At 58.9% G+C, this 23,028-nt stretch carries 23 protein-coding genes; 5 read left to right on the forward strand and 18 right to left on the reverse strand.

The window, feature by feature from the left end:
- Positions 1 to 31: 31 nt before the first annotated feature.
- Positions 32 to 1,492, reverse strand: a complete 1,461-nt coding sequence (gene cls, locus ACUXAC_RS05720; protein ID WP_038877257.1) for a cardiolipin synthase — start codon at positions 1,490 to 1,492, stop codon at positions 32 to 34.
- Between the two features lie 242 nt (positions 1,493 to 1,734).
- Here cls and ACUXAC_RS05725 point away from each other — a divergent pair, with 242 nt between their 5' ends.
- Positions 1,735 to 1,911, forward strand: a complete 177-nt coding sequence (locus tag ACUXAC_RS05725; RefSeq protein ID WP_025159792.1) for a YciY family protein — start codon at positions 1,735 to 1,737, stop codon at positions 1,909 to 1,911.
- Between the two features lie 45 nt (positions 1,912 to 1,956).
- Here ACUXAC_RS05725 and ACUXAC_RS05730 read toward each other — a convergent pair whose 3' ends face one another.
- Both ACUXAC_RS05730 and smfY read right to left on the reverse strand, forming a co-directional pair.
- Positions 1,957 to 2,448 (reverse strand): Dps family protein, encoded by a 492-nt coding sequence (locus ACUXAC_RS05730; RefSeq protein WP_004932132.1) that lies wholly within the window; start codon positions 2,446 to 2,448, stop codon positions 1,957 to 1,959.
- Between the two features lie 200 nt (positions 2,449 to 2,648).
- Positions 2,649 to 4,121 carry a multidrug efflux MFS transporter SmfY gene (gene smfY, locus ACUXAC_RS05735; protein ID WP_193159170.1) on the reverse strand — a complete coding sequence of 491 codons (1,473 nt, stop codon included), beginning with the start codon at positions 4,119 to 4,121 and terminating at the stop codon, positions 2,649 to 2,651.
- Positions 4,122 to 4,247: 126 nt separating this feature from the next.
- On the opposite strand from smfY, the gene ACUXAC_RS05740 reads away from it, so the two are divergent.
- A complete protein-coding gene (locus ACUXAC_RS05740; RefSeq protein ID WP_197811832.1) occupies positions 4,248 to 4,799 on the forward strand; it encodes a TetR/AcrR family transcriptional regulator in 552 nt (183 codons plus the stop codon).
- A 47-nt stretch (positions 4,800 to 4,846) separates the two neighbouring features.
- On the opposite strand, the gene ACUXAC_RS05745 is transcribed toward ACUXAC_RS05740, so the two are convergent.
- The 6 genes from ACUXAC_RS05745 to ACUXAC_RS05770 all read right to left on the reverse strand — a co-directional run bounded on the left by ACUXAC_RS05745 (position 4,847) and on the right by ACUXAC_RS05770 (position 11,538).
- The gene (locus ACUXAC_RS05745; protein WP_019452732.1) at positions 4,847 to 5,110 is read right to left on the reverse strand and encodes a hypothetical protein; all 264 of its coding nucleotides are present in this window, start codon (positions 5,108 to 5,110) and stop codon (positions 4,847 to 4,849) included.
- A gap of 274 nt (positions 5,111 to 5,384) precedes the next feature.
- The gene (locus ACUXAC_RS05750; protein ID WP_387441305.1) at positions 5,385 to 6,392 is read right to left on the reverse strand and encodes a substrate-binding domain-containing protein; all 1,008 of its coding nucleotides are present in this window, start codon (positions 6,390 to 6,392) and stop codon (positions 5,385 to 5,387) included.
- 33 nt (positions 6,393 to 6,425) lie between these two features.
- Positions 6,426 to 7,403 carry an ABC transporter permease gene (locus tag ACUXAC_RS05755; protein WP_387441897.1) on the reverse strand — a complete coding sequence of 326 codons (978 nt, stop codon included), beginning with the start codon at positions 7,401 to 7,403 and terminating at the stop codon, positions 6,426 to 6,428.
- A 76-nt stretch (positions 7,404 to 7,479) separates the two neighbouring features.
- Complete coding sequence (locus tag ACUXAC_RS05760) at positions 7,480 to 8,985, reverse strand: ATP-binding cassette domain-containing protein (RefSeq protein WP_197795009.1); 1,506 nt, start codon at positions 8,983 to 8,985, stop codon at positions 7,480 to 7,482.
- Positions 8,982 to 10,499, reverse strand: coding sequence for a xylulokinase (xylB, locus tag ACUXAC_RS05765; protein ID WP_342121535.1), 1,518 nt, complete (start codon positions 10,497 to 10,499; stop codon positions 8,982 to 8,984). The genes ACUXAC_RS05760 and xylB overlap by 4 nt, the downstream gene beginning before the upstream one ends.
- Before the next feature lie 4 nt (positions 10,500 to 10,503).
- Positions 10,504 to 11,538 (reverse strand): NAD(P)-dependent alcohol dehydrogenase, encoded by a 1,035-nt coding sequence (locus ACUXAC_RS05770; protein WP_089186057.1) that lies wholly within the window; start codon positions 11,536 to 11,538, stop codon positions 10,504 to 10,506.
- A gap of 229 nt (positions 11,539 to 11,767) precedes the next feature.
- Here ACUXAC_RS05770 and ACUXAC_RS05775 point away from each other — a divergent pair, with 229 nt between their 5' ends.
- Positions 11,768 to 12,322 carry a D-lyxose/D-mannose family sugar isomerase gene (locus tag ACUXAC_RS05775; protein ID WP_080432897.1) on the forward strand — a complete coding sequence of 185 codons (555 nt, stop codon included), beginning with the start codon at positions 11,768 to 11,770 and terminating at the stop codon, positions 12,320 to 12,322.
- A 71-nt stretch (positions 12,323 to 12,393) separates the two neighbouring features.
- Positions 12,394 to 13,395: a LacI family DNA-binding transcriptional regulator gene (locus ACUXAC_RS05780; RefSeq protein ID WP_060423786.1), complete on the forward strand. Its 1,002-nt coding sequence runs from the start codon at positions 12,394 to 12,396 to the stop codon at positions 13,393 to 13,395.
- 53 nt (positions 13,396 to 13,448) lie between these two features.
- Here ACUXAC_RS05780 and ACUXAC_RS05785 read toward each other — a convergent pair whose 3' ends face one another.
- On the reverse strand, positions 13,449 to 14,399 hold the full coding sequence (locus tag ACUXAC_RS05785) for an amidohydrolase family protein (protein ID WP_387441302.1): 951 nt from the start codon (positions 14,397 to 14,399) through the stop codon (positions 13,449 to 13,451).
- 373 nt (positions 14,400 to 14,772) lie between these two features.
- On the opposite strand from ACUXAC_RS05785, the gene ACUXAC_RS05790 reads away from it, so the two are divergent.
- Complete coding sequence (locus ACUXAC_RS05790; protein ID WP_454266542.1) at positions 14,773 to 15,954, forward strand: tyrosine-type recombinase/integrase; 1,182 nt, start codon at positions 14,773 to 14,775, stop codon at positions 15,952 to 15,954.
- Position 15,955: 1 nt separating this feature from the next.
- Here ACUXAC_RS05790 and ACUXAC_RS05795 read toward each other — a convergent pair whose 3' ends face one another.
- Genes ACUXAC_RS05795 through ACUXAC_RS05830 form a run of 8 tightly spaced genes read right to left on the reverse strand, consistent with a single transcriptional unit; the run spans position 15,956 to position 22,952 of the window.
- On the reverse strand, positions 15,956 to 16,159 hold the full coding sequence (locus ACUXAC_RS05795; RefSeq protein ID WP_046687211.1) for a helix-turn-helix transcriptional regulator: 204 nt from the start codon (positions 16,157 to 16,159) through the stop codon (positions 15,956 to 15,958).
- Positions 16,159 to 17,553, reverse strand: a complete 1,395-nt coding sequence (locus ACUXAC_RS05800; RefSeq protein ID WP_454266543.1) for an SNF2-related protein — start codon at positions 17,551 to 17,553, stop codon at positions 16,159 to 16,161. Before ACUXAC_RS05800 ends, ACUXAC_RS05795 begins: the two co-directional genes overlap by 1 nt.
- Positions 17,550 to 17,678 carry a hypothetical protein gene (locus tag ACUXAC_RS05805; RefSeq protein ID WP_454266544.1) on the reverse strand — a complete coding sequence of 43 codons (129 nt, stop codon included), beginning with the start codon at positions 17,676 to 17,678 and terminating at the stop codon, positions 17,550 to 17,552. Before ACUXAC_RS05805 ends, ACUXAC_RS05800 begins: the two co-directional genes overlap by 4 nt.
- Positions 17,675 to 17,944 (reverse strand): VRR-NUC domain-containing protein, encoded by a 270-nt coding sequence (locus ACUXAC_RS05810; protein WP_454266545.1) that lies wholly within the window; start codon positions 17,942 to 17,944, stop codon positions 17,675 to 17,677. The genes ACUXAC_RS05805 and ACUXAC_RS05810 overlap by 4 nt, the downstream gene beginning before the upstream one ends.
- On the reverse strand, positions 17,941 to 20,031 hold the full coding sequence (locus tag ACUXAC_RS05815) for a DNA cytosine methyltransferase (protein WP_454266546.1): 2,091 nt from the start codon (positions 20,029 to 20,031) through the stop codon (positions 17,941 to 17,943). The genes ACUXAC_RS05810 and ACUXAC_RS05815 overlap by 4 nt, the downstream gene beginning before the upstream one ends.
- Positions 20,028 to 20,372, reverse strand: a complete 345-nt coding sequence (locus ACUXAC_RS05820) for a hypothetical protein (RefSeq protein WP_454266547.1) — start codon at positions 20,370 to 20,372, stop codon at positions 20,028 to 20,030. The genes ACUXAC_RS05815 and ACUXAC_RS05820 overlap by 4 nt, the downstream gene beginning before the upstream one ends.
- A 4-nt stretch (positions 20,373 to 20,376) precedes the next feature.
- Positions 20,377 to 22,482 carry a DNA polymerase I gene (locus ACUXAC_RS05825; protein ID WP_454266548.1) on the reverse strand — a complete coding sequence of 702 codons (2,106 nt, stop codon included), beginning with the start codon at positions 22,480 to 22,482 and terminating at the stop codon, positions 20,377 to 20,379.
- Positions 22,467 to 22,952: an NUMOD4 domain-containing protein gene (locus ACUXAC_RS05830; RefSeq protein ID WP_454266549.1), complete on the reverse strand. Its 486-nt coding sequence runs from the start codon at positions 22,950 to 22,952 to the stop codon at positions 22,467 to 22,469. The genes ACUXAC_RS05825 and ACUXAC_RS05830 overlap by 16 nt, the downstream gene beginning before the upstream one ends.
- Between the last annotated feature and the right edge of the window lie 76 nt (positions 22,953 to 23,028).

The following is a 23,028-nucleotide window of genomic DNA, read 5'->3' on the forward strand; positions in this document are numbered from 1 at the left end:
TGGCGCTATTAAAGCACGCTCGCCGCGGCTTTTACAGCAGCGGGCTGAAAAAGTAGAACAGGCGCTCGACCAGGCGATGCCAGAACGGCCGCTTCAGCCACTCTTTGGCGTTCAGCAGCTGGGAACGGGCGATGTAATCTTCCTGCACGCAGGCCAAATCGCTGCCGAAGCCGTCATCGTCGATCACCAGCGTGATTTCGAAATTCAGCCACAGGCTGCGCATGTCCAGATTGACGGTGCCGACCAGGCTGAGCTGGCCGTCCACCAGCACGCTCTTGGTATGCAGCAGGCCGCCTTCGAACTGATAGATCTTAACCCCGGCCTCCAGCAGCTCGGAGAAGAACGCGCGGCTGGCCCAGCGCACCATCATCGAATCGTTGTCGCGCGGCACGATGATGCTGACCTCGACGCCGCGCAGGGCGGCGGTGCAAATGGCGTGCAGCAGATCGTCACTTGGCACGAAGTACGGCGTGGTCATGATCAGCTGCTCGCGGGCGGAATAGACCGCGGTCAGCAACGCCTGGTGGATCATCTCCTCGGGGAAGCCGGGGCCGGAGGCGATCACCTGAATGGTATGGCCGCTTTCCTGCTCGAACGGCATGATGTTGACGTCCGGCGGTGGCGGCAGAATGCGCTTGCCGGTTTCAATCTCCCAGTCGCAGGCATAGACGATGCCCATGGTGGTGGCCACCGGGCCTTCCATGCGCGCCATCAGATCGATCCATTGGCCGACGCCCGCATCCTGCTTGAAGTAGCGCGGATCGACCATGTTCATGCTGCCGGTATAGGCGATGTAGTTGTCGATCAGCACCACCTTGCGGTGCTGGCGCAGGTCCATGCGGCGTAGAAATACGCGCAGCAGGTTGACTTTCAGCGCCTCGACCACTTCGATGCCGGCGTTGCGCATCATCGCCGGGTAGGGGCTGCGGAAAAATTGCAGGCTGCCGGCGGAGTCGAGCATCAGGCGGCAGTGTACGCCGCGTCGGGCGGCGGCCATCAGCGATTCGGCCACCTGATCGACCAGGCCGCCGGGCTGCCAGATATAGAACACCATTTCGATGTTGTGCCGCGCCAGTTCGATGTCGCGGATCAGCGCTTTCAGCGTGTCGTCGGTGGTGGTGAGCAGCTGCAGCTGGTTGCCCTTGACGCCGTCGATGCCCTGGCGGCGGTTGCACAGCTGGAACAGCGGTTCGGCGACCTCGCTGTACTCGGTGGCGAAGATGCGGCGACTCTCTTTCAGCTCCTTCAGCCAGCGGGCGGTTGACGGCCACATGGCCTTGGCGCGCTCGGCCCGGCGCTTGCCCAGATGCAGCTCGCCGAACGATAAATAGGCCACGATGCCGAACAGCGGCAGTATGTAGATAACCAGCAGCCAGGCCATGGCAGAGGGAACCGCACGGCGTTTCATCAAAATGCGCATCGTCACGCCGGCGATCAGCAGCCAGTAGCCGAACACCATGAGCCAACTGATTACGGTATAAAATGTTGTCATAAAGGCGAAAAATCCCGTTCGCAAACCACCAATGATGAGTGTACGCACAGATCGGTCAAGGCGAAACCTTTTATCGGCGCTTATGTTACATAAATATGATGAAGTTAAGGCACTTGCTGAAAATGAAAGGGCGGCTTTTACCCGCGTGGCGCCCGCTGTGCCGCCGATAACTGCGGCTTGGATCACGGGCGGAAAGGGCTATAATGCCCGCGGTTGGCATTAGACGAACGAGTGACGGAATTATGAGACGCAGTAGAAATGAAGTGGGCCGCTGGCGCATGTTGCGGCAGAGCCAACGCCGCCGGCATCGCTGGCTGGAACGCCAGTCGTGCAGCAATCGCCATATTATCCGGGTGCGGCGCCGCCTGGACGATCAGCATCGGCGCGCGCTGCTGTTTGCGGTATCCTGCGAGTGGTAAAACGAAAACAGTCCCGTGAGGGACTGTTTTGTTATGGCGCCTGGGTTATTTGCCCAGATAGGCGTTGAGCATCCAGACCTGTTTTTCCTGCTCTTTGATGTAATCGCTCATCAGCGACGCGGTGCCTTCGTCACCGGCGTCTGCCGCTACCGTCAGCAGTTCACGCTGCTGCTGCAGCAAGATTGAATACCCTTCCAACAGGCCGCGCAGCGTGCCTTTATCATCGGTCACGTTGGTGTGTTCCTTGATGTCGGCGGTTTTCAGATAGTCGCTGAAAGCGTGACGCGGCTGCGAGCCCAGCGTCAGAATACGTTCCGCCAGCTCATCCACCTTGGTCAGCAGATCGTTATATGTCTCTTCGAATTTCGCGTGCAGCTCAAAGAACTGCGGGCCGGTAATATTCCAGTGATAGCCGCGCACGTTCATATACAGCACCTGATAGTTCGCCAACAGCGCGTTCAGCGCCTCGGCGAGTTTTGCCGATTGTTTACTGTCGAGGCCGATATGGGTTTTCGCTGCTTTCTTTGCCGTTGCCATAATAATCTTCTCCTGATTATTTGTTCCGATAGTAGACAGAATCAATTTCCATAGCTGTTACAGTAACCGGATTTATCGCAGGGTTAAACACGATAACAGGCATTATTGCCATCGCTAAAACCGATGACGATAAATCCGTCGAGCAAATTGCCGAATCAGTTTACGCAGGATCCGCAGGCGAAAAAAGCCGCTTTTATCGGTTACTTGCGCAGCGCCAGTTTCACCGCGCCGGCGCCCAGCGCCATTAGCAATGCGGCGGCGATCAGCACCGTAATAAACGCGCGATCAAAGGCCAGACGCGCCAGCTGCGTCAGCTGCTGCGCGCGATCGGCCGCCAGCCCGGCCGCCAGCCGCAGGGCTTCGTCGATGCTGTCGTAGGCCAAATCGCTGACCGGCAGCTCCGCCGGCAGTGCCAGGCTGTGGCTGTAAACCGCCGTCATCAACCCGCCGAGCAGCGTCACGCCCAGCACGCCACCCAGTTCGTAGGAGACGTCTTCGATGGACGCCGCCATGCCGGACTTTTCCTCCGGCGCGTTCAGCATGATGGCGGTAGAAGCGGCGGTGATCACGCCGCCGAGGCCAAAGCCCACCAGCGCCAGGCTGACCAATTGCGGCGCCATGCCGCTCTGGTACCACACGGCAAGACCGGCGATGCCGAGGGTAGTCAGGACAAAGCCGCCGAGGATGATGCTGCGTTCGCCGTAGCGCGGCAACAGCAGGCCGGCTACGGGCCCCGCCAGCGCCGAGGCCAACGGGATCGGCAAAATAAACAGCGCCGCCTGCAGCGGGCTGAGGCCGAGCACCAGCTGTAGGCGTTGGCTGAGCACCAGCTCGACGCCGATCAGCGCCACCATCGACAGCAGGGCCACGCCGATGCCGCCTGCGAACAGCCGGTTGCGGAACAGGGAGAAATCGATCATCGGGTGGGCGCTGCGCTGCTGACGACGCACGAACAGCACCAGGAACAACACGCCGATCAGGGCTGCCACAAGCAAGGCGCTCACATCAGGCGTCGGCTTGCTCAGCTCCTTCAGCGCATAGATGGCGCCGACCAGACCTATCATGATCTGCACCGAACCGACGATGTCCGAAGGGCGCGGGTTATCGCCACCGCAGCGCGGGATCAGTTTCCACGCCAGCGGCCAGACCAGCAGCACGACCGGCACATTGATCAGGAACACCGACCCCCACCAGAAATACTCCAGCAGCAGGCCGCCGACCACCGGGCCGATGGCCGCGCCGCCGGAAGCCACCGAGGCCCAGATGCCGATCGCCAGCGCGCGTTCGCGTTCATCGGTAAAGACGTGGCGCACGATGGACAGCGTGGCGGGCATCATCATTGCCGCGCCAACGGCGAGGAACACGCGGGCGGCGATCAGCCACTCGGCGGTGGGCGAGAACGCGGCGCACAGCGACGCGACGGCAAACACCGGCAGCCCGGCGAGAAACAGCCGCTTATGGCCGATGCGGTCGCTCAGCATGCCGGCGCCGGGCAGCAGGCCGGCCACCACCAGCGGGTAGGCGTTGACGATCCAGAGTTTTTGCGAGGCGCTGGCGTCCAGCGCCTGGGTTAAGCGCGGCAGGGCGGTATATAACACCGTCATATCGATGACGATCAGGAAAAGGGCGCTGGCGACCATCGTCAGGATCAACCAGCGGTTCTTGGCGTACATAATTCATATCCAGTTAACGTGGGCGGCGCGGAGGCGCCGCCATTGGGGTAACCCACCGGCGATGCCGGGTGGTATACTGATGATAATATATATCCATACGTTCGTATTGAAAAGAAGGGTTTCTTAATGGGACGTCAACGCAGCATCGATCGCGACAAGGTTTTGGACACCGCCGAAGAGATCGTCGCCACCCAGGGCGCCGCCGGCTTGACCATCGACGCCGTCGCCAAAGCGATGGGGATCTCCAAGGGCGGGGTGCAGTATTGTTTCGGCAGCAAAGACGCCCTTATCGATGCCATGTTCGATCGCTGGGGCAGTGCCTATGAGACGCTGTTCACGGCGATTGCCGGCGACGAGCCTTCGCCGCCGACCGCCGTGCGGGCGCATATGCTGGCCACCCACAGTTCGGATCAGGCCTCCAGCGCCAAGGCCGCCGGGCTGATGGCAACGTTAATTCAAACGCCGGAGCATCTGGCGAGCACGCGCGAATGGTATCGCAGCCGCATCGCCGGTTTGGATTTGACGACCGAAGAAGGCAAGCGCGCGCGCCTGGCGTTTCTCGCCACCGAAGGCGCCTTTATGCTGCGTTACTTTGGTTTGATGGATATCGACCAGGCGGAATGGGAAACGATGTTCGCCGATATGCAGGCATTGATATTGACGGGCGGCGACAAGTAAACGCAGGGACAAGCGGCAGGAAGCAGCCTGCCGCGGGCTAAGCCTGATTATTTATAGGCTATCGCATTGATGGTTTCGAAGGTGGTTTTCCCCTCGCGACCGATAATGACGTAATACTTACCGCCTTTTTCATCTACCGCTTTCGACAGACGCGCATGGTCGATCCCCACGGTGTCGTCGCCGTCTTGTGAAATGGTCACCGGACCGATCTCGGTATGTTTCGCCGCCTCTTCCCGAGTGATTTCAATTGCCGCCAGGGAAGAGAATGAGGTGAACGCCAGCAGTGCCAAGAGATATTTAGTTGCTTTCATAATTATTCCTTTTGGAAGATAAAAACGACCCGTAACTGCATCTTGACTACGGCTCAAGTGTAGGTCAGCGGCGGCGCTTTACCATGCAACGGCAAAAAATAGTCTCAGACGGCGGCGCCTATCACACTGATAGTTAGTCAAGGGGGCGGCGAAAGGCGTATGTTTATCGAACAAGATATTCCCTCGAAGAACCTTTAAGCCAGCCACTCCGTGCTGGCTTTTTTTTTGCAGACAAGTGCCATAGCAGGGCCCCCTGGAACCAGGGGGCGGGGGATTATTTGCGTGCGTCCAACAGCGCTTTGGCGTTCTCTGCGGTAACGACGGTCCACGGAATGTAGTAATGCTTCTGCGTGCCGCCCTCCCATTTCAGATCCTTGGCGTACTGCTTCCAGATATCCGACTGAGGTTGATAGCTTTCACCTTTCACGGCGCGCAGCGCGACGTCGATGGACCCCTGCATCTGGCCTTTGGCATCTTGCAGGATAGAGACCATTTCACCGGCCTGCACCGCATGAATCGCGTCGGAAACGCCGTCAACGCCGGCAATCGCGAAGTCTTTCACATTCAGGCCGGCGCCTTTGATCGCCTCGATAGCACCCAGCGCCATCTCGTCGTTTTGGCCGATCACGCCGTTGATTTTACCCCGGTGTTTCTGCAGCCAGTTTTCCATCAGCGGCTGCGCTTCCGCGCGTGACCAGTTGGCCGTTTTGCGCTCAAGTACCGTGACCTGGCCGGCGCCGCACTCGGCAATCGCTTTATCGTTGCCCTTACCGCGCTGGATCTCGCCGCTGCCGCCTTTCGGGCCTTCGATAATCACCACGTTCACCTTGTGGTTCTTGCAGTCGAGTTTGTCCAGGACGGCTTTGGCTTCCAGATACCCCCCCAACTCGTCATTAGACACCACTTCAGACGTCATCGCGTCCGTGTTCAGGCGCGCGTTGGTGACCACCACCGGGATTTTGGCTTCGTTGGCATTAGTGACGATATCGATATTGGCCTCAAAATCCATAGGGTTGACGATAATGGCATCGGCGCGCGTCTGGATAGCGGTGGCGGCCTGATCGTTTTGCACCGATGCATCATAACGCCCATCGTAGAAGGTCAGCACGGCTTCGCCGCTTTTCACCGCCGGGTGTTCCTTGCCGAACCTTTCCATCAATTGCACGAACTCGGCTTTGTTGCCGTACATCAATACCGCGATTTTAACCGGGGCGGCCTGAGCTGCCGACAGGCTACCCAGCATCATGGCTGAGGCAAACAACGCTATCTTGGTCTTATTCATGGTTTTCTCCTGGTAGAGTTGGGTCTGATGTTATTAATCGCGCTGTTGCTTACGCGAGGGGTCGAGCAAGACGGCAAGAACGATCAATGCGCCTTTGATAATCTGTTGGTAATACGATTGCACGCCGAGCAGATCGAGGCCGTTATTCATCACCCCGATAATCAGCACGCCGAAGAAGGTGCCGACCAGCGTACCGACGCCGCCGGCCATGCTGGTGCCGCCGATCACCACCGCCGCGATGGCGTCCAGCTCATACCCAGCACCGGCGTTGGTCTGCGCCGAGCCGGTGCGCGCCGTGAGGATCAGGCCGGCGATGCCGGCCAGCGCGCCGCACAGCGTATACACCAGTATTTTGATGCGGGTGACGTTAATCCCCGAGGTGCGCGCGCTTTTCGGGTTGCCGCCGACGGCGTAGATGTAGCGCCCGAAGAGGGTTTTATTCAGCACGAGCCAGGCGAGGGCGAACAGCACGATGAAGATGATGACGGGCACCGGAACGCCGCTGACATAGCCATTGCCCAACCAGCGGAAATCGCTGTTCAATTGCGATACCGGATTGCCGTTGGTGGTCAACATGGTTAAACCGCGCGCCGCGGAGAGCATGCCCATGGTGACGATAAACGGCTGCAGGCGGTAGCGGGCTAACACGGTGCCGTTCACCAGGCCGCAAACGATGCCGATACCGAGCGCCACAATCAGCGGTGCCATGACGGCGGTCGCGGTATCGCCGATAGCCAATCCGCTGTTGTTGGTAGCGAAGCGGGCGGCGACGATCCCGCTTAGCGCCAGCACCGATCCCACGGAGAGATCAACCCCGGCCGTGATAATGACGAAGGTCATGCCGATGGCCAGAATGCCGTTGATCGAGACCTGGCGCAGGACGATCAGGGTGTTTTCATTGCTGAGAAAATAGTTGCTGCTCCAGGCCCCCTGAGCGACCTGATATTCGCCAATCAGCGCCACGGTCAGGCACAGGGCGAAAAAGGCGATGATAATGCCGTATTTGTGCATGCGGCGCTTATTGCGGGTGAAAAATGAAATTCCTGGTGATAAGGAGTGGGCGCTGCTCATTTTTTTTCTCTCTCTGTTAAACCGCAAGTTTCATCAGTGCTGCCTGGGTCGCATCGGCTGCCGAAAGCTCGCCGGTCAACTGCCCGTCACGAAACACCAATATGCGATCGCTCATGCCGATAATTTCCGAAAGCTCGGAGGAAACCATGATGATCCCTTTGTTTTGCAAGGCGAACTCCGACATAAATCGATAGATCTCTTTCTTGGCCCCGACGTCGATACCGCGCGTCGGCTCGTCGAGCAGCAAAACCTCCGGATCCAGCAGCGCCCAGCGGCCCAGCACGACCTTTTGCTGGTTGCCGCCGCTCAGGTTGCCCACCGGCTGTTCGCCGTCATGGGTTTTAACGTTGAAGCGCTGGATCATGTCGCGGGTCCGCGCCTGCTCCCGTTTCTCGCTGACAAACCCCATCCGGCTGATGGCGGCAAAAGAGGCGATATTGATGTTTTCACTGACGGAGCGGCACAGCACCAGACCGGTTTCCTTGCGATCTTCCGTCACGTAGGCAATACCGCTGTCGATGGCCTTGCGCGGAGAATGGCGGTTCAGCGTCTTGTCACCCAAGCGGATCGTGCCGCTGTCGGCATGCTGAATGCCGAAGATAAGATCGAGAAACTCGCTGCGCCCCGAGCCCACCAGCCCATAGATGCCCAGGATCTCACCGTGCTTAAGCTGCAGGCTGATATCTTTTATCTTGCTGCGCCAACACAGGTTGTTGACCTCCAGCAAGACCTCTTCGCCGGGCTGATTGAATTTGGCGAACTCGCTGTCGTACTCGCCGCCAATAATGTGTTCGATCAGCTGTTCACGGGTGATGTCGGCGATATAGCCTTCATGGATGTAGGCGCCGTCGCGGAAGATGGTGTAGCTGTCCGCGATTTGGAATATCTCTGACAAACGGTGAGAGACGTAGATAATGCCTTTACCTTTCGCCGCCAGCTGCTGAAGCGTCTGAAAGATTTTTTGCGCATCCTCTTCGCCAATCGCCGAGGTGGGTTCATCCATGATGATGATGTCGGCATTGGCATGCGACAGCGCCTTGGCGATCTCGACCAGCTGTTGCTCGGCGACGCTCAGGTTGCGCATTTTTTCTCGGGCGTCGATCTTGAAATCGAGTTCTTTGAGCAGGCGGGTCGTGCGCTGGTTGAGCGTTGCGAAGTCGACGAACCCCAAGCGTCTCGGCTCGCGGCCCAGCCAAATGTTTTCGGCCACCGTCAGATCCGGGATCGCGCTCAGTTCTTGCTGCACGATGGCGATGCCGGCGTTGAGGGCTTCCCGAGGGTGATGAAATTCACAGCGTTGGCCATTGATAAAAATGTCACCGCCATCGGGTTGAATAAAGCCCATCAGAATGCTGAGAAAGGTGGACTTACCCGCGCCGTTGCCGCCGCACAGGGCATGGATGGATCCGCGCCGCAGGCAAAACTCTGCATTCTTGAGCGCCACGACCGGGCCAAAGGCTTTTTTGACGCCGCTGACCTCCAGCAGGTAGGCGGGCGCTGGCGTATGGGGATCTTGCGTCACAGTTGCACCTCCGGGTAGGTCTGCTGCAAGCGTTGCAGGTACCGTTGATAAAGCGTCTCGTATTGCGCCTGTCTGCCGGCGTTTGGCCGTGTGCGCGTGGCCTCATCCAGCGCAACGAAGCGTTGGCACAGTTCGGCCAGCAACGCGCCGGCGTTCCGGCGCGGATCGTCAGCCAACATCGTCGCCCACATCGCCTGAATGGCGCCGCCCAGCGCGGCGGTCTCTTTGGCTTTCAGACAGACCACCGGGCACCCCATCACGTCCGCGACGATTTGTCGCCAGGCGGCGCTGCGGGCGCCGCCGCCGGTGAGGCGGATTTCGCGCGCTTCGATGCCCTGACGGCGAAACAGCTCGATGCCATAGCGCAACCCATACGTGGCGCTTTCGACTACCGCCAGGCAGAGATTGGCGCGGGTAAAGTTGTCGCTATCGAGGTTATGCAGGCTGGCGCGCGCGTGGGGCAGCGGCGGAACGCGTTCGCCATTGAAGAACGGCAGCATCTCGACACCGCCTGCGCCGGGCGAGGCCTGCGCCAACAACGCGTTAAAGCCGGCAAGGTCTTCGTCCAGCAGCGTTTGCACGGCGGTGGTGGCCGAGGTGACATTCATGGTGCAAATCAAGGGCAGCCACCCGTTGGTGCTGGAGCAGAAGCCGGCAATCATGTCCGATTCCGCCGCGACGGGGGCGGCAGACCAGGCGAACAGCGTGCCGGAGGTGCCCAGGCTCAGGGTGAGGGTGCCGGCCTCAATGTTGCCGGAACCGATGGCCGCCATCATGTTGTCGCCGCCGCCGGTCGATACCCGCACCGTTGGGCCGAGGCCGAGTTTTTCCGCCGCGGCGGGGCGCACCGTGCCGATGCAGCACTCCGCGCTTTTGAGCGACGGCAAAGCTTGCCACAGGCGGCCGCTGTCATCGATGAGCTCGACGGCGGTTTTGCTCCAGCTACGGGTGCGCACATCGAACAACCCGCTGCCGGAGGCGTCGCCATATTCCGCTACGCGCTCCCCGGTCAGCCAGAAGTTCAAGTAGTCATGGGGCAGCAGCACGGTGTGCAGTTTTGCCCACAGCGCCGGATGGTGCGTCTTGAACCAAAGGATTTTTGACGCGGTATAGCCGGTGGCGAGCCGCAAACCGAGTGTTTCCAGCGAGCCGTTGGCGCCGCCGAGCTGTTGCAGGAGCCGTGCGTTTTCTTCCGCGGTTTCGGTATCGCACCACAGCTTGACGCTGTGCAGCACGTTGCCGTCTGCGTCCAGCGGCACAAACCCATGTTGTTGGCCCGATACCCCCAGAGCATGAATCTCCCGCGCATCAACGCCGGCGTTAGTCACGGCTTGGCGAAAAGCGATGACTAACGCCTCAATCCACCAGTCGGCCTCCTGTTCGCGCCGGCCATTGGCTTGGCTGATGAGACGGTGAGGGGCATTGCCCTCACCGAGGATCGCGCCCTGTGTGCTGTCGACAATCACGACTTTCGTGCCTTGCGTACCGCAGTCTATGCCAGCATAGAGCGTCATAGGATTACTCCATCTCCAGCATGATTTTGATGTCCGAGGCATGTCCCGCCGCCGCGCGCTCGAAGGCGGCCACGCTGTCGGAGAACTTGTAGGTTTGGCTTATCAACGGCTGGACGCGCAACTTGCCGCTGCTCAACAGCCGCAGCGTGCGCGGGTACATGTTGGCGTAGCGGAAAATGGTCTTGAAGGTGATTTCCTTGGCCTGCGCGGCGACGATATCCAGTGGCGCGGCATCGATCGGCATGCCGACCAGCACCGCGGTCGCCCCTGGCGCCGCATGTTCGGCCAGCGTTGCGATAGCCGGTTTGGCGCCGCTGCATTCAAACACGACATCGGCGCCATTGCCGCTGGTGAGCGCGGCCACTTTCCCCGCCAGGTCGCCGGTTTTGATATTGACGGCGTGCAGCCCCTCGTAACTGGCCGCCACGGCGAGTTTCTCGTCAAACAGGTCGCAAATAATGACGTCCGAGCAGCCGCCCGCCAGCGCCGCGAGGGCGGTGACCACGCCGATCGGCCCGGCGCCGATCACCAGGGCGATATCGCCGGGTTTGATCCCGGCTTTGGTGGCCGCTTGCATGCCGATGGCTAAGGGTTCCACCATGGCGCCTTCAGCGAAACTGACGTTGTCCGGCAATTTGAACGTGAAGGCGGCAGGGTGGATGACGGTTTCGCGCAGGCAGCCGTGCACCGGCGGCGTCGCCCAGAAGCGAACGGCCGGGTCAAGGTTGTAAATACCGGCGCGCGTCTGGGCAGAGTTGAGATCGGGAATGCCGGGCTCCATGCAAACGCGATCGCCGACGCTGAGGTGAGTGACGTTTTTACCTGTCGCGAGCACCACCCCGGAGGCTTCATGGCCGAGCACCATCGGAGCATTAACCACGAACGGGCCAATGCGGCCATGCTGGTAATAGTGCACATCACTGCCGCAGATGCCTACGGAATGAATTTTTATCTGTACATCATCGGGCCCCAACGCCTCGGCAAGCTGGACGTCCTCGATAGCGATTTCTCCCGCCTTCGCCAACACTAATGCTTTCATATGGCCTCCTGGTGAATCATTTTTATGGTAACGGTATCATTTTAGTGAGGCGATATTGGGCCAAAGCGAGTGGTTAAACTGTGATCAATGTTGGAATTACTCGACGGGGGTTAATTTTGCTGGTGGGTTGTTATTCAATATGGGGATAGCGATCACAAAATCGGCGGGGCAATGACGGTTTTAATATCAGCGCGTTGATATCGATACCGTTACTTTGCAGGGGGAAATGATGAAGATACACCAAAGCGCCAGAGCCGCAACGCTGGGATATTTGCGCCAGGCGGACATTGTCCTGACCGATGAAGAGCAGCAACGTATTGAAATTGCAACATTTGGCCTGGCCGACTATCCCGTGTCAGGGCTGCAGCTGCTGACCTACGTCAACTCACCTCGGTATTGTGCGAAAGAGCTGGTGCTGTTTCCGGGGCAAACCTGCCCGGAACATTTGCATCCTCCTTTCGCCGGCACGCCCGGCAAGCAAGAGACTTTCCGCTGCCGTTGGGGCGCGGTGTTCCTGTTTGTCGATGATGAAAACCTGACGCTTAATGACGCCGGCGGCGAACCGGTATGCCGGGTACCCGAGGGCGCGGAGCCGTGGTATACCTGCAATCGCTATATCCTTTTGCGGCCCGGCGAGCAATATACCATCGCGCCCAATACCCGGCACTGGTTCCAGGCTGGCGAGCAGGGCGCCGTGGTGTCCGAGTTTTCTTCCGAGAGCCGTGATGAGCTGGATATTTTTACCGATCCCCGGATTAATCGTCTTGCCGGCGTAAACCATTAGCGCCATGAACCAAGTTCTGTCATGATGCTAAAAATGATACAAAATGATACATTAAGGCTAAGGAGCTGCATTTGGCAGGGGATCGAGGACGGAAAGCGACGCTGGCTAGCGTCGCCGCACAGGCAAACGTCAGTAAAATCACCGCGTCGCGGGCATTTTCACAGCCGGACAAGGTTCATCCGGAAACGCTGCGCCGCATTCGGGAGACCGCTGCCGAGCTCGGCTATGTGGTCAATGCCGCGGCGCGCAACCTGCGGGCAAAAAGCAGCAGAACCATCGGCATCGTCAACCCTGATATGGCCAACCCGTTCTTTGGCGGCCTGACGCGGCTGATGACGCTTGAAGCGCAAAAAATGGGATACGACACCCTGGTGTTCGACTCCTATGAGTCTCAGGAGAGCGAAGACAGAATCATTGACAAACTGATTGGCTACAACGTCGATGCGATCATTCTCTCGGTCATTTCCAACGATCATCTGTACCAGCCTTCCTACCTAAAACGGTTGGAAACATTGAATATTCCGGTGGTGCTGATCGACCGGGAGCTGGACAATCGCCACTGCAGCGGGGTGTATATCGATAACCTGGACTGCGGCCTCCAGGCGGGGCGCTGGCTGCTGGAACAGAAGGCGCAGCGGGTGGTGGTGGTCTCCGGGCCGGAAAACTCCAACGTGGCGCGTGACAGGGTCACTGGCTTGCAAGCGGCATTACAAGGCAAGGTAGCGTCGCTTGAAGTGCTGTATGCCGATTTCTTTATGGATGTCGCCTGGCAAGAGACGAGCCGTTGGCTGGCCAATAACCGCGCGCCGGACTTTTTCGTTGGCTGCAATAACCAGATCTCCCTGGGTATTATCAAGGCCTGTATCGAACATCGGCTGCCGTTGATGCAGGACGTGTCGCTGTTCAGCATCGATGAGGTTTCACATGCCGAGATCTACGGTTTTCATTTCCCCTGCGTGTCACACGATTTGCAAGAGATCGCCTGGCAAGCGTTGAATCTGGCGATCCGCCGCATTGCCGACCCCGAGATCAAGCCGGGCAAGGTGGTGGTGCGGGGAAAACTGGTCATATAACGCGGCGCACGACACCTGATGGGCGGCACAGGGGCTCACTGAGCCTTGACGTGTCAGTTTGTACCCAGCCCAAACAGCGCTGCCGCATTGCGATCCAAAATGGCGTTCACCTCTTCCTCCGGCAAACCCGCTCGCCGGATGTAGTTCACCGTGGTTTGAAACAGGTCGCCCGGTTGGAACGGAAAATCGGTGCCGAACAGCAACCGCTGTGCGCCGAACGTCGCTGCCGCCGCTTGCAGTGCGGGCACCTGATCGTGGCCTACCGTGTCGTACCACATGCGCAGGGCGGCGCGGCTTGGGGGTTCCGGCGTATTCGGCGCCTCCCACGCGACGGTCTGGTCGAGGCGTTCCAGCGTCATCGGCAGCAGGCCGCCCAGATGCGGCACAATGATTTTCATCTCCGGAAAGCGTTGAGGAATGCCGTTGAGGATAAAGTGCATGGCGGCGACCGTGTCTTCGATCGGCGCGCCGATCGACCAGGTCAAGGCGTAGTCGGCGATGAGCGGCGAGTGCGCGCCGCGGCCGGCGGGATGAATGGCCAACACGCTGCGGCGACGATTGAGTTCCTGATAGAGCGGCTCGAACAGCGGGTTGGCAATAGACAGCCCGAGCACTGAGGTGGTGATGCAGGCGCCCAGCATATTGAGCTGGGTAAAGGCCCTTTCAAGCTCGCGTAACGCAGCGTCGATATGCGGCAGCGGCAAGGAAGCGATAGCCCGGAAGCGGGTGGGATAACGCGCTACCAGCTCCGCATATTCATCATTGATCCGGCGCGCGGCATCAACGGCCGCCTGCTCGTCTTCCAGATGCGGCGACAGCGGCGTCGCCGACAGGATTTGCATGTCGATGCCGGCCTTATCCAGCAGGGCGAAACGCGCGTCGAGCTCGCGCTCGGTGCGGCCGGCGCCCAGGTGCCGATAGGCGGCAACTTCATGCACGCCATGCGCTTGCAAAAGATCCAGATACTCTGTGCTCCACAGGTGGGCGTGTACGTCGAGTCGCATCGGTCGATCTCCTGAGTTCGCGGCGATGCCGCGGGTTCAGAAGAGTATAGGCAGGCGACGCGACAGCCCCTGGAGGGAGGGCATTTTTTCTACCGACGGGTTAGGGTGAGAGCACGCATTGATCCGGGAACGGCGCGCGAACGGGCGTTCCCGGTATTGGGAGGGCTGGAGATCAGAACACCTGCTTGAAAAGCATTTTGGCAGGTTTACCCCTCAGTACCCACCTTTCACATCTTTACCTTTTAAGCCCCGTTTTATCTGGCTTGATAGGACAAATCATTACCTTTCATCTCTAAGTTTTTACCCTCGATTTATCTGCAAGGCTTTAATTTTGTGTACACTAATGCGTACATAAAAACACGAGCCAACCCCTATGTTGACAGACACGAAGCTGAAAAAATCGCTGGGTAAAAAACGCGATGCGATAGAGATCATTTCAGATAGCCACGGACTGAACGCCCGGATCAGCAAAGCCGGCAAAATTACGTTCTTCTACCGCTACCGGTGGGTGAAAGAGCCTGTGCAGCTATCGATCGGCGAATACCCTGCGATGACTATCTCACAGGCCCGCGAACGGCGCCAGGTGCTGCGCGGTTGGTTGACGGAGGGTTTCGATCCTCGCGAAAAAATTCGGTTAGAGCGCCTTTCCCGCAATGCGTCGCCGACGGTGGACGAGGCCTTCAACTACTGGATCGACAAATACTGCCGGCCGAATGGTTCGGTTAAGATCGACTATTACCTGCAGGTGTACCGCAAGCACATCAAACCCAAGCTGGGCGAACTGCGGATGGAATCAACCGCCCGGATGCACTGGCTTGAGGTGCTGGACGCTATCGAGAGCAGCGTCATGGCCAACTATATGACATCGCTGTGTAAACGCGCGTTCAAGTTTTGCGTTAATCGGGGGTATATCGCGGCGAATCCGCTGGAAGGGCTGGGCCCGCGTGACGTGGGCACAGCGCCGACGCGCAAAAAACGCTATCTCGCAGATCGAGAGATCCGGCAAACCTGGCAATGGTTGGATGACCACCAGACCGACGAGGCGCGCCTGATTATCCGTTTTATGCTGCTGACAGGGTGCCGCACCGCGGAGATCCGCCGGGCGTGCTGGGACTGGTTTGATTTTGAGGATGACACCTGGACAGTGCCGAAAGAGGAGTATAAGACCGGAGTGGCGGTGCGCCGCGCGCTGCCGCCGCTGGCAAAAGCGTTGCTGTTGGCCCATCGCGAAAAGGTGAATACCCGCCATGTGGTTACCTCACAGCGGGTCATGCCTGGGAAAGAATTTGATAGGCCTGTTCAGCCGCAGGTTGCCGCAAACTACACGCGGCGCGTGTTCGAAGGCACCGGAATGAAGCCGTGGTCGATGCATGATCTGCGAAGAACGCTGGCGACAAAGTTGTCGGAACAGGGCGCGCCGCCGCACGTAATCGAGAAGATTCTCGGCCACCTGATGACAGGGACGATGGCGCATTACAATCTGCACGACTACATGGACGATCAGCGGCATTGGTTGGGAGTGTGGGGGGATTATGTGAAAGGGGTTACAGGGTAACTTACTTTGCGCTGTTGGCGTCTTCCCAGGTCAGCACATCGGAAAGGCGCCAGCGGTTTGGACTGCCGGGGATCGTCGGCGCCGGAAAGGGCAACTTAAACCCCTTTGGGCATTGGTCTTTGTCTCGCCATTTCCACAGCGTCTTTTCTGAAATTTGATAGCGGGACAGAATATCCCGTGTGAATACGATCGGATTCTCGCCCATCACATGCCTCTCTTTTTCATGGCTTCCAGCAGGATGTCCTGCACTTCACGTTTAGAATTGCGCCGTTCCATCACCATCTCGTCGGTGGTGTCGGCGGCGATGATGTGGTGTATCCACACCGGCCGGCGGTGGCCGGCTTGCGCCTGGCGCGTCGGCCCGATGCGCTCGATGATTTGCTGGTACTGCTCCAGATCCCACCAGTGCGAGAAGAACACCAGAATGTTGCCGCCATCCTGCAGGTTCAGGCCGTGGCCGGCGCTGGCCGGGTGCGCGAACAGCACCGGTATCTTGCCGGCGTTCCAGTCGCGGATCGTCTGCGGGTCTGCGTCGAGCTGGCGGCCTTTGGGAAACGCCTTTAGCAGCCGCTCTAGGTCGTGTTTCCAGTGGTAGGCAACCAGCACCGGCATGCCACCGGCTTCGGCCACGATGCTGTCCAGCGCTTGCAGCTTGCCGTCGTGCACTTCGGCCCAGCTGCCTGCGTCGTCTGTGTAGATGGCGCCGCTGGCGATCTGCAAACACTTCACCGTTTTGGCCGCGGCATTCAGCGCTTCGATGTCGGTGCCGTTCAGCTCGAGGAACATTTCTTTTTCCATATCCTGGTATTGCTGGCGCGCCCTTGGCGGCAGTTCAACGCGGATCACGTTGTGAATGGGTGCGTCGATGTCGAACCAGTCAGCGGCATCAAGGGAAATCGTCACGTCGGCGAGCGCTGCCTGCATCTGCTCCTGCGCGTATGGCCACGGTTCCAGTTTCGACCACTGCTGCCCCGGAAACTGAATGCTGTTGAACCAGCGCGAGGTAAACGCGCCGAAGGTGCGTCCCAGTCGCTCGCCGCGGTCAACGAACCATGCCTGGCCCCATAGGTCGATCAGGCCGTTCGGCGCCGGCGTGCCGGTTAGATTTACCCAGCGGTGCACGTGCTTGTGCGCCACTTTAGCCAGCGCCGCGGCGCGCTTACCGCCTTGCCGCAGGCGAAACGACTTCAGCCGGGTGCTTTCGTCGGCGATCACCGTGCCGAATGGCCAGCGGCCGCCGAGCTGCTCAACCAGCCACACCAGGTTGTCGTAGTTGGTGGTGAACACGCTGGCGTTGCTGTTGAGCAGCGCCGCGGCACGCTCTTTGGCAGTGCCGACGATCGGCTGCATTTCTATGTTGCGCAGGTGACCCCATTTTGCGACCTCGTCCGGCCATGTGCTGGCCGCCACGCGCAGCGGCGCCAGAACGAGTGTGGGCTGCGTCTCTTCACCGGAGCAGTAGAGCGCCTCCAGGCTGCTGAGCGTGCCTATAGTTTTGCCCATACCCATACCCGCCCAGACGTTCGATCGGGGCACCTGGAGCGCATGGTCGATAATGAGGTTTTGGTAGGGGCGAGGGGTGAATACGCGGCCGCTCATTGCGCCCACTCAGCAATAGCGATCAGCACCAAGCCGAACACGCCAAGCCAGAAGCTGACGCAGAATGCAAAAACGGCGCACCAGGTGGCGCGCCGTGTCCAGTTGAGAATGTTCGAACCTTTCACAATATACCCTCAAGATTTTTACTGTCCAAAACCACGACCTTGAAGCCGAGTTTGCGTAATTTCTCATGCTCGCGCACCTGATCGGGCCGCGGCTGTTCGCCAGGCGCTTTGCACTCGACGAACACAGCCCGACCGCCAGGGAGTAACACCAGACGATCGGGCACACTGCGGCGCCCGGGTGAGGTAAATTTATAGGCGGTACCGCCGGCGGCTTTAACCTGTGCTACCAGGTGCCGCTCGATCGTTGATTCGCGGATATAGGTCATGCAGCCGCCTCCTGACCAGCGACAGTTGCGCATAGCTCCGGCTGGTTTGCCCGCACAAGGGCTTCGGCGAACGGCGGAGGTACTGCATTGCCACAACGCGCTACCTGCTTATCTTTCGCATATTTTACGCCGCGGTAGTCTTGGTCGATGATGTACCAACCCGGAAAACCCTGCGCAGCGTAGAGTTCATGGGGCTGGAGCATGCGCATACCAATATCGACGATCTGATAATCGACGCCGGCAACCGTCACCAAACCAAACCGGCCACGGCTTGTCACGGTGTGAAGCGGGTCTTCGATGTTCAGTCCCTCTCTCTCGTTTCCGTAATACTTCAGTAGAAATGCACGCACTTCGCCGATATGCAGGCCACCGGCCGTAATTGTCGGCATCGGTTCCGTCACAGCCTGGCCGTCCTTGCATGTTCCGCGCAGCTTTACAAGGTGCGAAGATACAAGCGCGTGGTGATTACCAGTTGTAACTGTATGCGCGGGGGCGTCGGCGGCTCCGCCTGGATGCCCCGTGTTGTTAACCAAAAGGTGTGCGGCGACAATGGCATGATGGTCTGTAGTCGTTACGGTGTGTGCCGGCTCATCTAGTCCCGCACCGGGGCCGGTATAATTACCACCGTAGTGCTTCGCCAAAAACGCTGATACCAGTTGGCTTTTACCGCCACCGCCAGCGGTGACTGTGCCGCTCGGTTCGTCAGCGCCATGACCAACGCTGGCGCCAAATTGACGGGCGATAACCGGCGCCACCAGCAAGTGTTCCGCTTTGCTTGTGACAGTAGTCAGCGGATCCTTCGCACCATACGACATGCGATCGCCGCCAAATCCAGTCTGCCCGATACGCGCGATGTATGGCGTAACCAAGGCCGCATGTGATTCTTTGAGAACCGTGTGCAGCGGCTGATCCGCAACGCGAGGTTTACCCTGATATTCTGAGCCTCCAGCACCGGCGATGAATGGCGTCAGCGTTGCCTCAACCATTCCCAGCGCATGACCATTACCACCAGGACGATCGGAGCTACCAGCCGTAATGGTAGAGATCGGTTCATCGCACTCCTGCCCAGTGGCACCGGTGCGGAATTTGGTGATATGGGGCGCCACCAAGGCATAACCGTGAGTTTTTGTTATGGTCTGAAGCGGTTCAGCCAGCGATTGACCTCGGAAACAATCGTAAATTGTCTTCGTGCTGGTGTGGTTGCACTTCACAATGAACGGTGCCGGAGAGTCCAGAACGAAGCGCTGTAGACCTCGCGCGATGCGGCGCAGTGTGTTTTCGGCCAGCGGGCGCTTGCGCTCAAAAATGCTCGGGCATGGGATAGACCAGTCAATGCACTCTGCGGCCGTGCGCCAGGGCTTCAACTTACCGCTTTGCACTTCCAGCGATTCCGGATCGCCATGTGTTGGCTCTGGCCACACGACAGGTTTACTATCGCAGCGCATCACCATGAAAAAACGCTTGCGGATAGTTGGTGCGCCGTAATCGCATGCCCGCAGCTCTCGAAAATCCACGGCATAGCCCAGCCCATGAATCAGGCGCTGATGGTCATCGCTACCTATCTCAATACCCAGGGTTTCGCAGCATTCAGACAGCGCCGGGTGATTTGCCCTGATGCCATTCGAAAGCATCGCGACGAATGCCTGAAACGTCTCCCCTGACCGCGCTGAGCACGGCCGTTCATTGCCGTCAGCATCGGCAACCAGTGGCCCCCAGGTCTTGAACTCTTCAACATTTTCGAGATAACCGCAGCGGAACCGGGTGCGCAGTGCCCAGCGAATGACTATCCAAGCCAGTCCGCGGATCTCTTTTTTAACCGGCGCGCTGCCCTTGGCTTTACTGAAATGCCGGCAATCGGGGCTGAACCACGCCAAACCTACCGGTCGGCCGGCGGTCGCGGTCACCGGGTCGATATCGAACACTGATTCGCAGTAATGCAGCGTTTCTGGGTGATTGGTGGTGTGCATCGCGATCGCGTTAACGTCATGGTTAATCGCGATGTCGACGCTGCGACCTGTCGCAAGCTCAATACCTGTGCTCGCACCGCCACCACCGGCGAAATTATCGATCATTAGTTCTCGGGTCATGAAACTGCCCTCATCGCTGCAGTTAACGTTTTTGCCGTCTGGATGATTGCCTGTTCCGGCGAACCTTCCAGCTTCAAGCGGTTTATATGGTGACGCAGTTTGTGCTGCAGATGATTTGGCAGTAGTTCAGCGTCACACTGGGAGAACAAAAACTCGACTTCAGCTGGCCACACTGTGCTTGCAGTTGGGATGGCACTGTCGGGGAGAAGTTGAGAAATAATCGCTGCTACATCAGAGGGAAGCTGTACTTTGGACGCTAACTCTCCCAAGCGAAAAACCAGCGCAGATTCTTCAATAGCTCCATCGGTAACGCGCAGGATTATGGCGAAACTTTCAGTCATCGAATTAGTCCTTCCGATAGTGATAGGCCTCAAACCCGCCGGCGTTAAGCGGCAGGTCTGGCGCCCATTCGGGATTAGTGGCGAGCAGCCGGCTTAGCTGGTCGTGGGAGTAGAAATCCCTGTCCGGCGCCTCGGTGATCACTTCATCGTGCACCGTCAGCACGATCTCATAGCCTCTAGCCTCGATCGCCGGCATGTTGCCGGCCAGTACATCACGCGCCCCGGCCTGGGTGACGTTTTCCACCAGTTTCCCACCGTAGGTTTTAAGGCGCTGCCATTTGCGCGAATAGGGGTTCACGCCCATGTAGGTAATATCGCCTTTGACGATCGCCGCGCCGGGGTAGCAGACTACGCGGCCGGAGGGGAGCGCGATGCGAAGCCATGAGCCGTCTTTGCGCACCTTCAACCGCCGGCAGTTGAACTGCTTACCAGGCTGCGCTATGGCACGGCGCACGGCGTTCTCGAGTTCTGACCACAGGCTGACCGTTTCAGGGTGTGCGTTGCGCCACAGGCGCTTCAGTGAGTCGCAGGTTATGAACACGCGCTCAGACAGACCGTAGGTTTTTTTCTGCTTAACCGACGCCTGCCACCAACTTTGCGCCTCTCGCTGGATGGCGATCGGGATGTTCGGCAGCGCGGCATCGGCCAGGTCTTCGAGGTCAAGCCCGTAGACCAGCGCGAACGTCACGAATGCCGCCACGCCGCCGCCGAATCCTAGCCCCAGTTCCATCACCTTGCCGATCTGACGCATTGCCTTATCGACGTCCTCGGGTGTCATATTGAACGCGCGGGCGTAGGCTAGTTTGTAGAGGTCGTGGCCGGCGCGTATTGGCTCGCCGTTCTCGTCGGTGCCGATAACGTTGTCGTAATCGCGGAACGCCTGCAGCTTCCATTCCTCACCGGCCAGCCAGGCCAGGAACCGGCCCTCGATGTTCGACAGGTCGCTGACGACCAGCTTTTTACCCGGCGGCGCCATGATGCAGCCGCGCAACGCTGAGCTGGTCAGTTCCATGATGTTGTCGAACACCAGATCGGCAACACCGAGTTTCAGTGCTTCGATGCCCTGATCGATTTGTTCCTGCTTCATCGTCGGGCGCGGGAGGTTGTCCGGCTGAAAAAGCCGACCGGCCCAGCGCCCGGTCCGGCTGGCGCCACAGAACTGTTTCGTGCCACGTAGACGACCGTCGCTGCTGACGGATTTGAGCAGGGCTTTATATTTGCTGGTGCTGGACGTGCATGATGCCAGACGAACCGCGAGCAACTCGCGCAGCGCCACGGGCAGATCGGGGTCGTTAATACGGCGTTCGAGCGTGCTTTTCTGCATATCCGGTAGAAATATGCCGAACGCCTCTGCAATATGGCGCAGCATGGCGTCGCGCTGCGTGGCCGCCTGTACTTCGCCGTCGGTCATTTCCTGCGTCAGCTCAGCCAAACGCATCTGCTCAGCGTCCACTGCCGCCAGTGCGTTTTCAGCCAGCACCATATCCATGCACATACCGCGGCGGTTGATGCGCTGATCCAGGCGCCATAGCGCAGTTTCAAAGGCGTTGAGATTCCAGCGCGGCATTTGTTTGTAAAGTAAGCGCATTGCGGCAATATCTGAACCGGCGTACTCGACAAAGCGCTGCCACTCTGCCGGGTGCGTATCTCGCGTTGCGCGCCTGAGCTTGCTGTTCTTCGGGCGCTCCTTGCAGAAGAGCTGAATCAACTGTTTACCGGCTTTATCTTTGGACTGGTCGGTCGGCACGTTGAATATTTCGCACAGTTGGCCGAGCGAACCGGGGAGCCCGTGCGCCAGCGCCTGCACCAACGTATCGTGCTGACGCTCCAGCGGGATGTCGACCCCCATAGCATGTTGCAGCACAACGGTGTCGAACATGCCGCCGTTGTGCCATACCGTCATGACTCGAGGGTCGTCCAACGCTTCGCGAAGGGCAGCCGGCATAAGGGCACCGGTGGTCAGGTCCCACACGTTGATCGGGCCATCGCCGATCGCCCAGGCGAATAGCATGACCTCGGCGTTTTCGGCGTAGCGATGCGTGCCACAGTTGATCGGCGTCGGGCTGAAGGTTTCCAAGTCCGCGAACAGCGGTTCTAAAGTCGTTTCCATGTTGCCGCCGTCCTATGGTTTACGCCACTGGCTTTCGCCGCTTGGCTAATTGATGGGTAAATCTCACCTGTGACTGGGTGTAATACCTGTATCGCCTGTCGGTTCAATCCTGTAGCGACAGCATGCTGATGATTTTCCTGATAGGTGGCCCATTCCAGGTTTATCAAACGGTTATCCAGCTTATTCCCGTTAATGTGGTTAACTGTTTCGCTGGCACCTTTCAGAAAGGCTTTCGCCACAAGACTGTGCACTGTTTTGGCTTCGCGGTGCCCGTTCAGATGCAGATGGACCAGTGCATAGCCGCTGTTGGTGGTCTGCTGCGCTATGATTTTTGGCTTTGTTTGGCGAAAAGCTTCAACGCCAGTGCGGAGTAAATAGCGTTGCATGAAAGCTATGCTGCGTACTCGGCCAAGATCGCTAACCTCGTAGCGCTCTTCGTAACCCTTAACGGGCTTCCAAATCTCGCTCATAATTTTCCCCTGTACGATGCTTTGGGCAGCAGGCGATCGCCCGCTCTCCAAAACACCCGGCGCGGGGCCGGGTTGG

Source organism: Serratia sp. 121840015-1, from assembly GCF_053627655.1.

What these genes read in the sequence shown, in the direction of transcription:
- ACUXAC_RS05830 (WP_454266549.1), bottom strand. Translation starts at nt 22,952, where the DNA reads ATGAGCGAGATTTGGAAGCCCGTTAAGGGTTACGAAGAGCGCTACGAG.
- ACUXAC_RS05785 (WP_387441302.1), bottom strand. Translation starts at nt 14,399, where the DNA reads ATGCGACTCGACGTACACGCCCACCTGTGGAGCACAGAGTATCTGGAT.
- ACUXAC_RS05750 (WP_387441305.1), bottom strand. Translation starts at nt 6,392, where the DNA reads ATGAATAAGACCAAGATAGCGTTGTTTGCCTCAGCCATGATGCTGGGT.
- ACUXAC_RS05825 (WP_454266548.1), bottom strand. Translation starts at nt 22,482, where the DNA reads ATGGAAACGACTTTAGAACCGCTGTTCGCGGACTTGGAAACCTTCAGC.
- ACUXAC_RS05800 (WP_454266543.1), bottom strand. Translation starts at nt 17,553, where the DNA reads ATGAGCGGCCGCGTATTCACCCCTCGCCCCTACCAAAACCTCATTATC.
- ACUXAC_RS05745 (WP_019452732.1), bottom strand. Translation starts at nt 5,110, where the DNA reads ATGAAAGCAACTAAATATCTCTTGGCACTGCTGGCGTTCACCTCATTC.
- ACUXAC_RS05775 (WP_080432897.1), top strand. Translation starts at nt 11,768, where the DNA reads ATGAAGATACACCAAAGCGCCAGAGCCGCAACGCTGGGATATTTGCGC.
- ACUXAC_RS05740 (WP_197811832.1), top strand. Translation starts at nt 4,248, where the DNA reads ATGGGACGTCAACGCAGCATCGATCGCGACAAGGTTTTGGACACCGCC.
- ACUXAC_RS05730 (WP_004932132.1), bottom strand. Translation starts at nt 2,448, where the DNA reads ATGGCAACGGCAAAGAAAGCAGCGAAAACCCATATCGGCCTCGACAGT.
- cls (WP_038877257.1), bottom strand. Translation starts at nt 1,492, where the DNA reads ATGACAACATTTTATACCGTAATCAGTTGGCTCATGGTGTTCGGCTAC.
- ACUXAC_RS05725 (WP_025159792.1), top strand. Translation starts at nt 1,735, where the DNA reads ATGAGACGCAGTAGAAATGAAGTGGGCCGCTGGCGCATGTTGCGGCAG.
- smfY (WP_193159170.1), bottom strand. Translation starts at nt 4,121, where the DNA reads ATGTACGCCAAGAACCGCTGGTTGATCCTGACGATGGTCGCCAGCGCC.
- ACUXAC_RS05755 (WP_387441897.1), bottom strand. Translation starts at nt 7,403, where the DNA reads ATGCACAAATACGGCATTATCATCGCCTTTTTCGCCCTGTGCCTGACC.
- ACUXAC_RS05790 (WP_454266542.1), top strand. Translation starts at nt 14,773, where the DNA reads ATGTTGACAGACACGAAGCTGAAAAAATCGCTGGGTAAAAAACGCGAT.
- xylB (WP_342121535.1), bottom strand. Translation starts at nt 10,499, where the DNA reads ATGACGCTCTATGCTGGCATAGACTGCGGTACGCAAGGCACGAAAGTC.
- ACUXAC_RS05820 (WP_454266547.1), bottom strand. Translation starts at nt 20,372, where the DNA reads ATGACTGAAAGTTTCGCCATAATCCTGCGCGTTACCGATGGAGCTATT.
- ACUXAC_RS05795 (WP_046687211.1), bottom strand. Translation starts at nt 16,159, where the DNA reads ATGGGCGAGAATCCGATCGTATTCACACGGGATATTCTGTCCCGCTAT.
- ACUXAC_RS05815 (WP_454266546.1), bottom strand. Translation starts at nt 20,031, where the DNA reads ATGACCCGAGAACTAATGATCGATAATTTCGCCGGTGGTGGCGGTGCG.
- ACUXAC_RS05770 (WP_089186057.1), bottom strand. Translation starts at nt 11,538, where the DNA reads ATGAAAGCATTAGTGTTGGCGAAGGCGGGAGAAATCGCTATCGAGGAC.
- ACUXAC_RS05810 (WP_454266545.1), bottom strand. Translation starts at nt 17,944, where the DNA reads ATGACCTATATCCGCGAATCAACGATCGAGCGGCACCTGGTAGCACAG.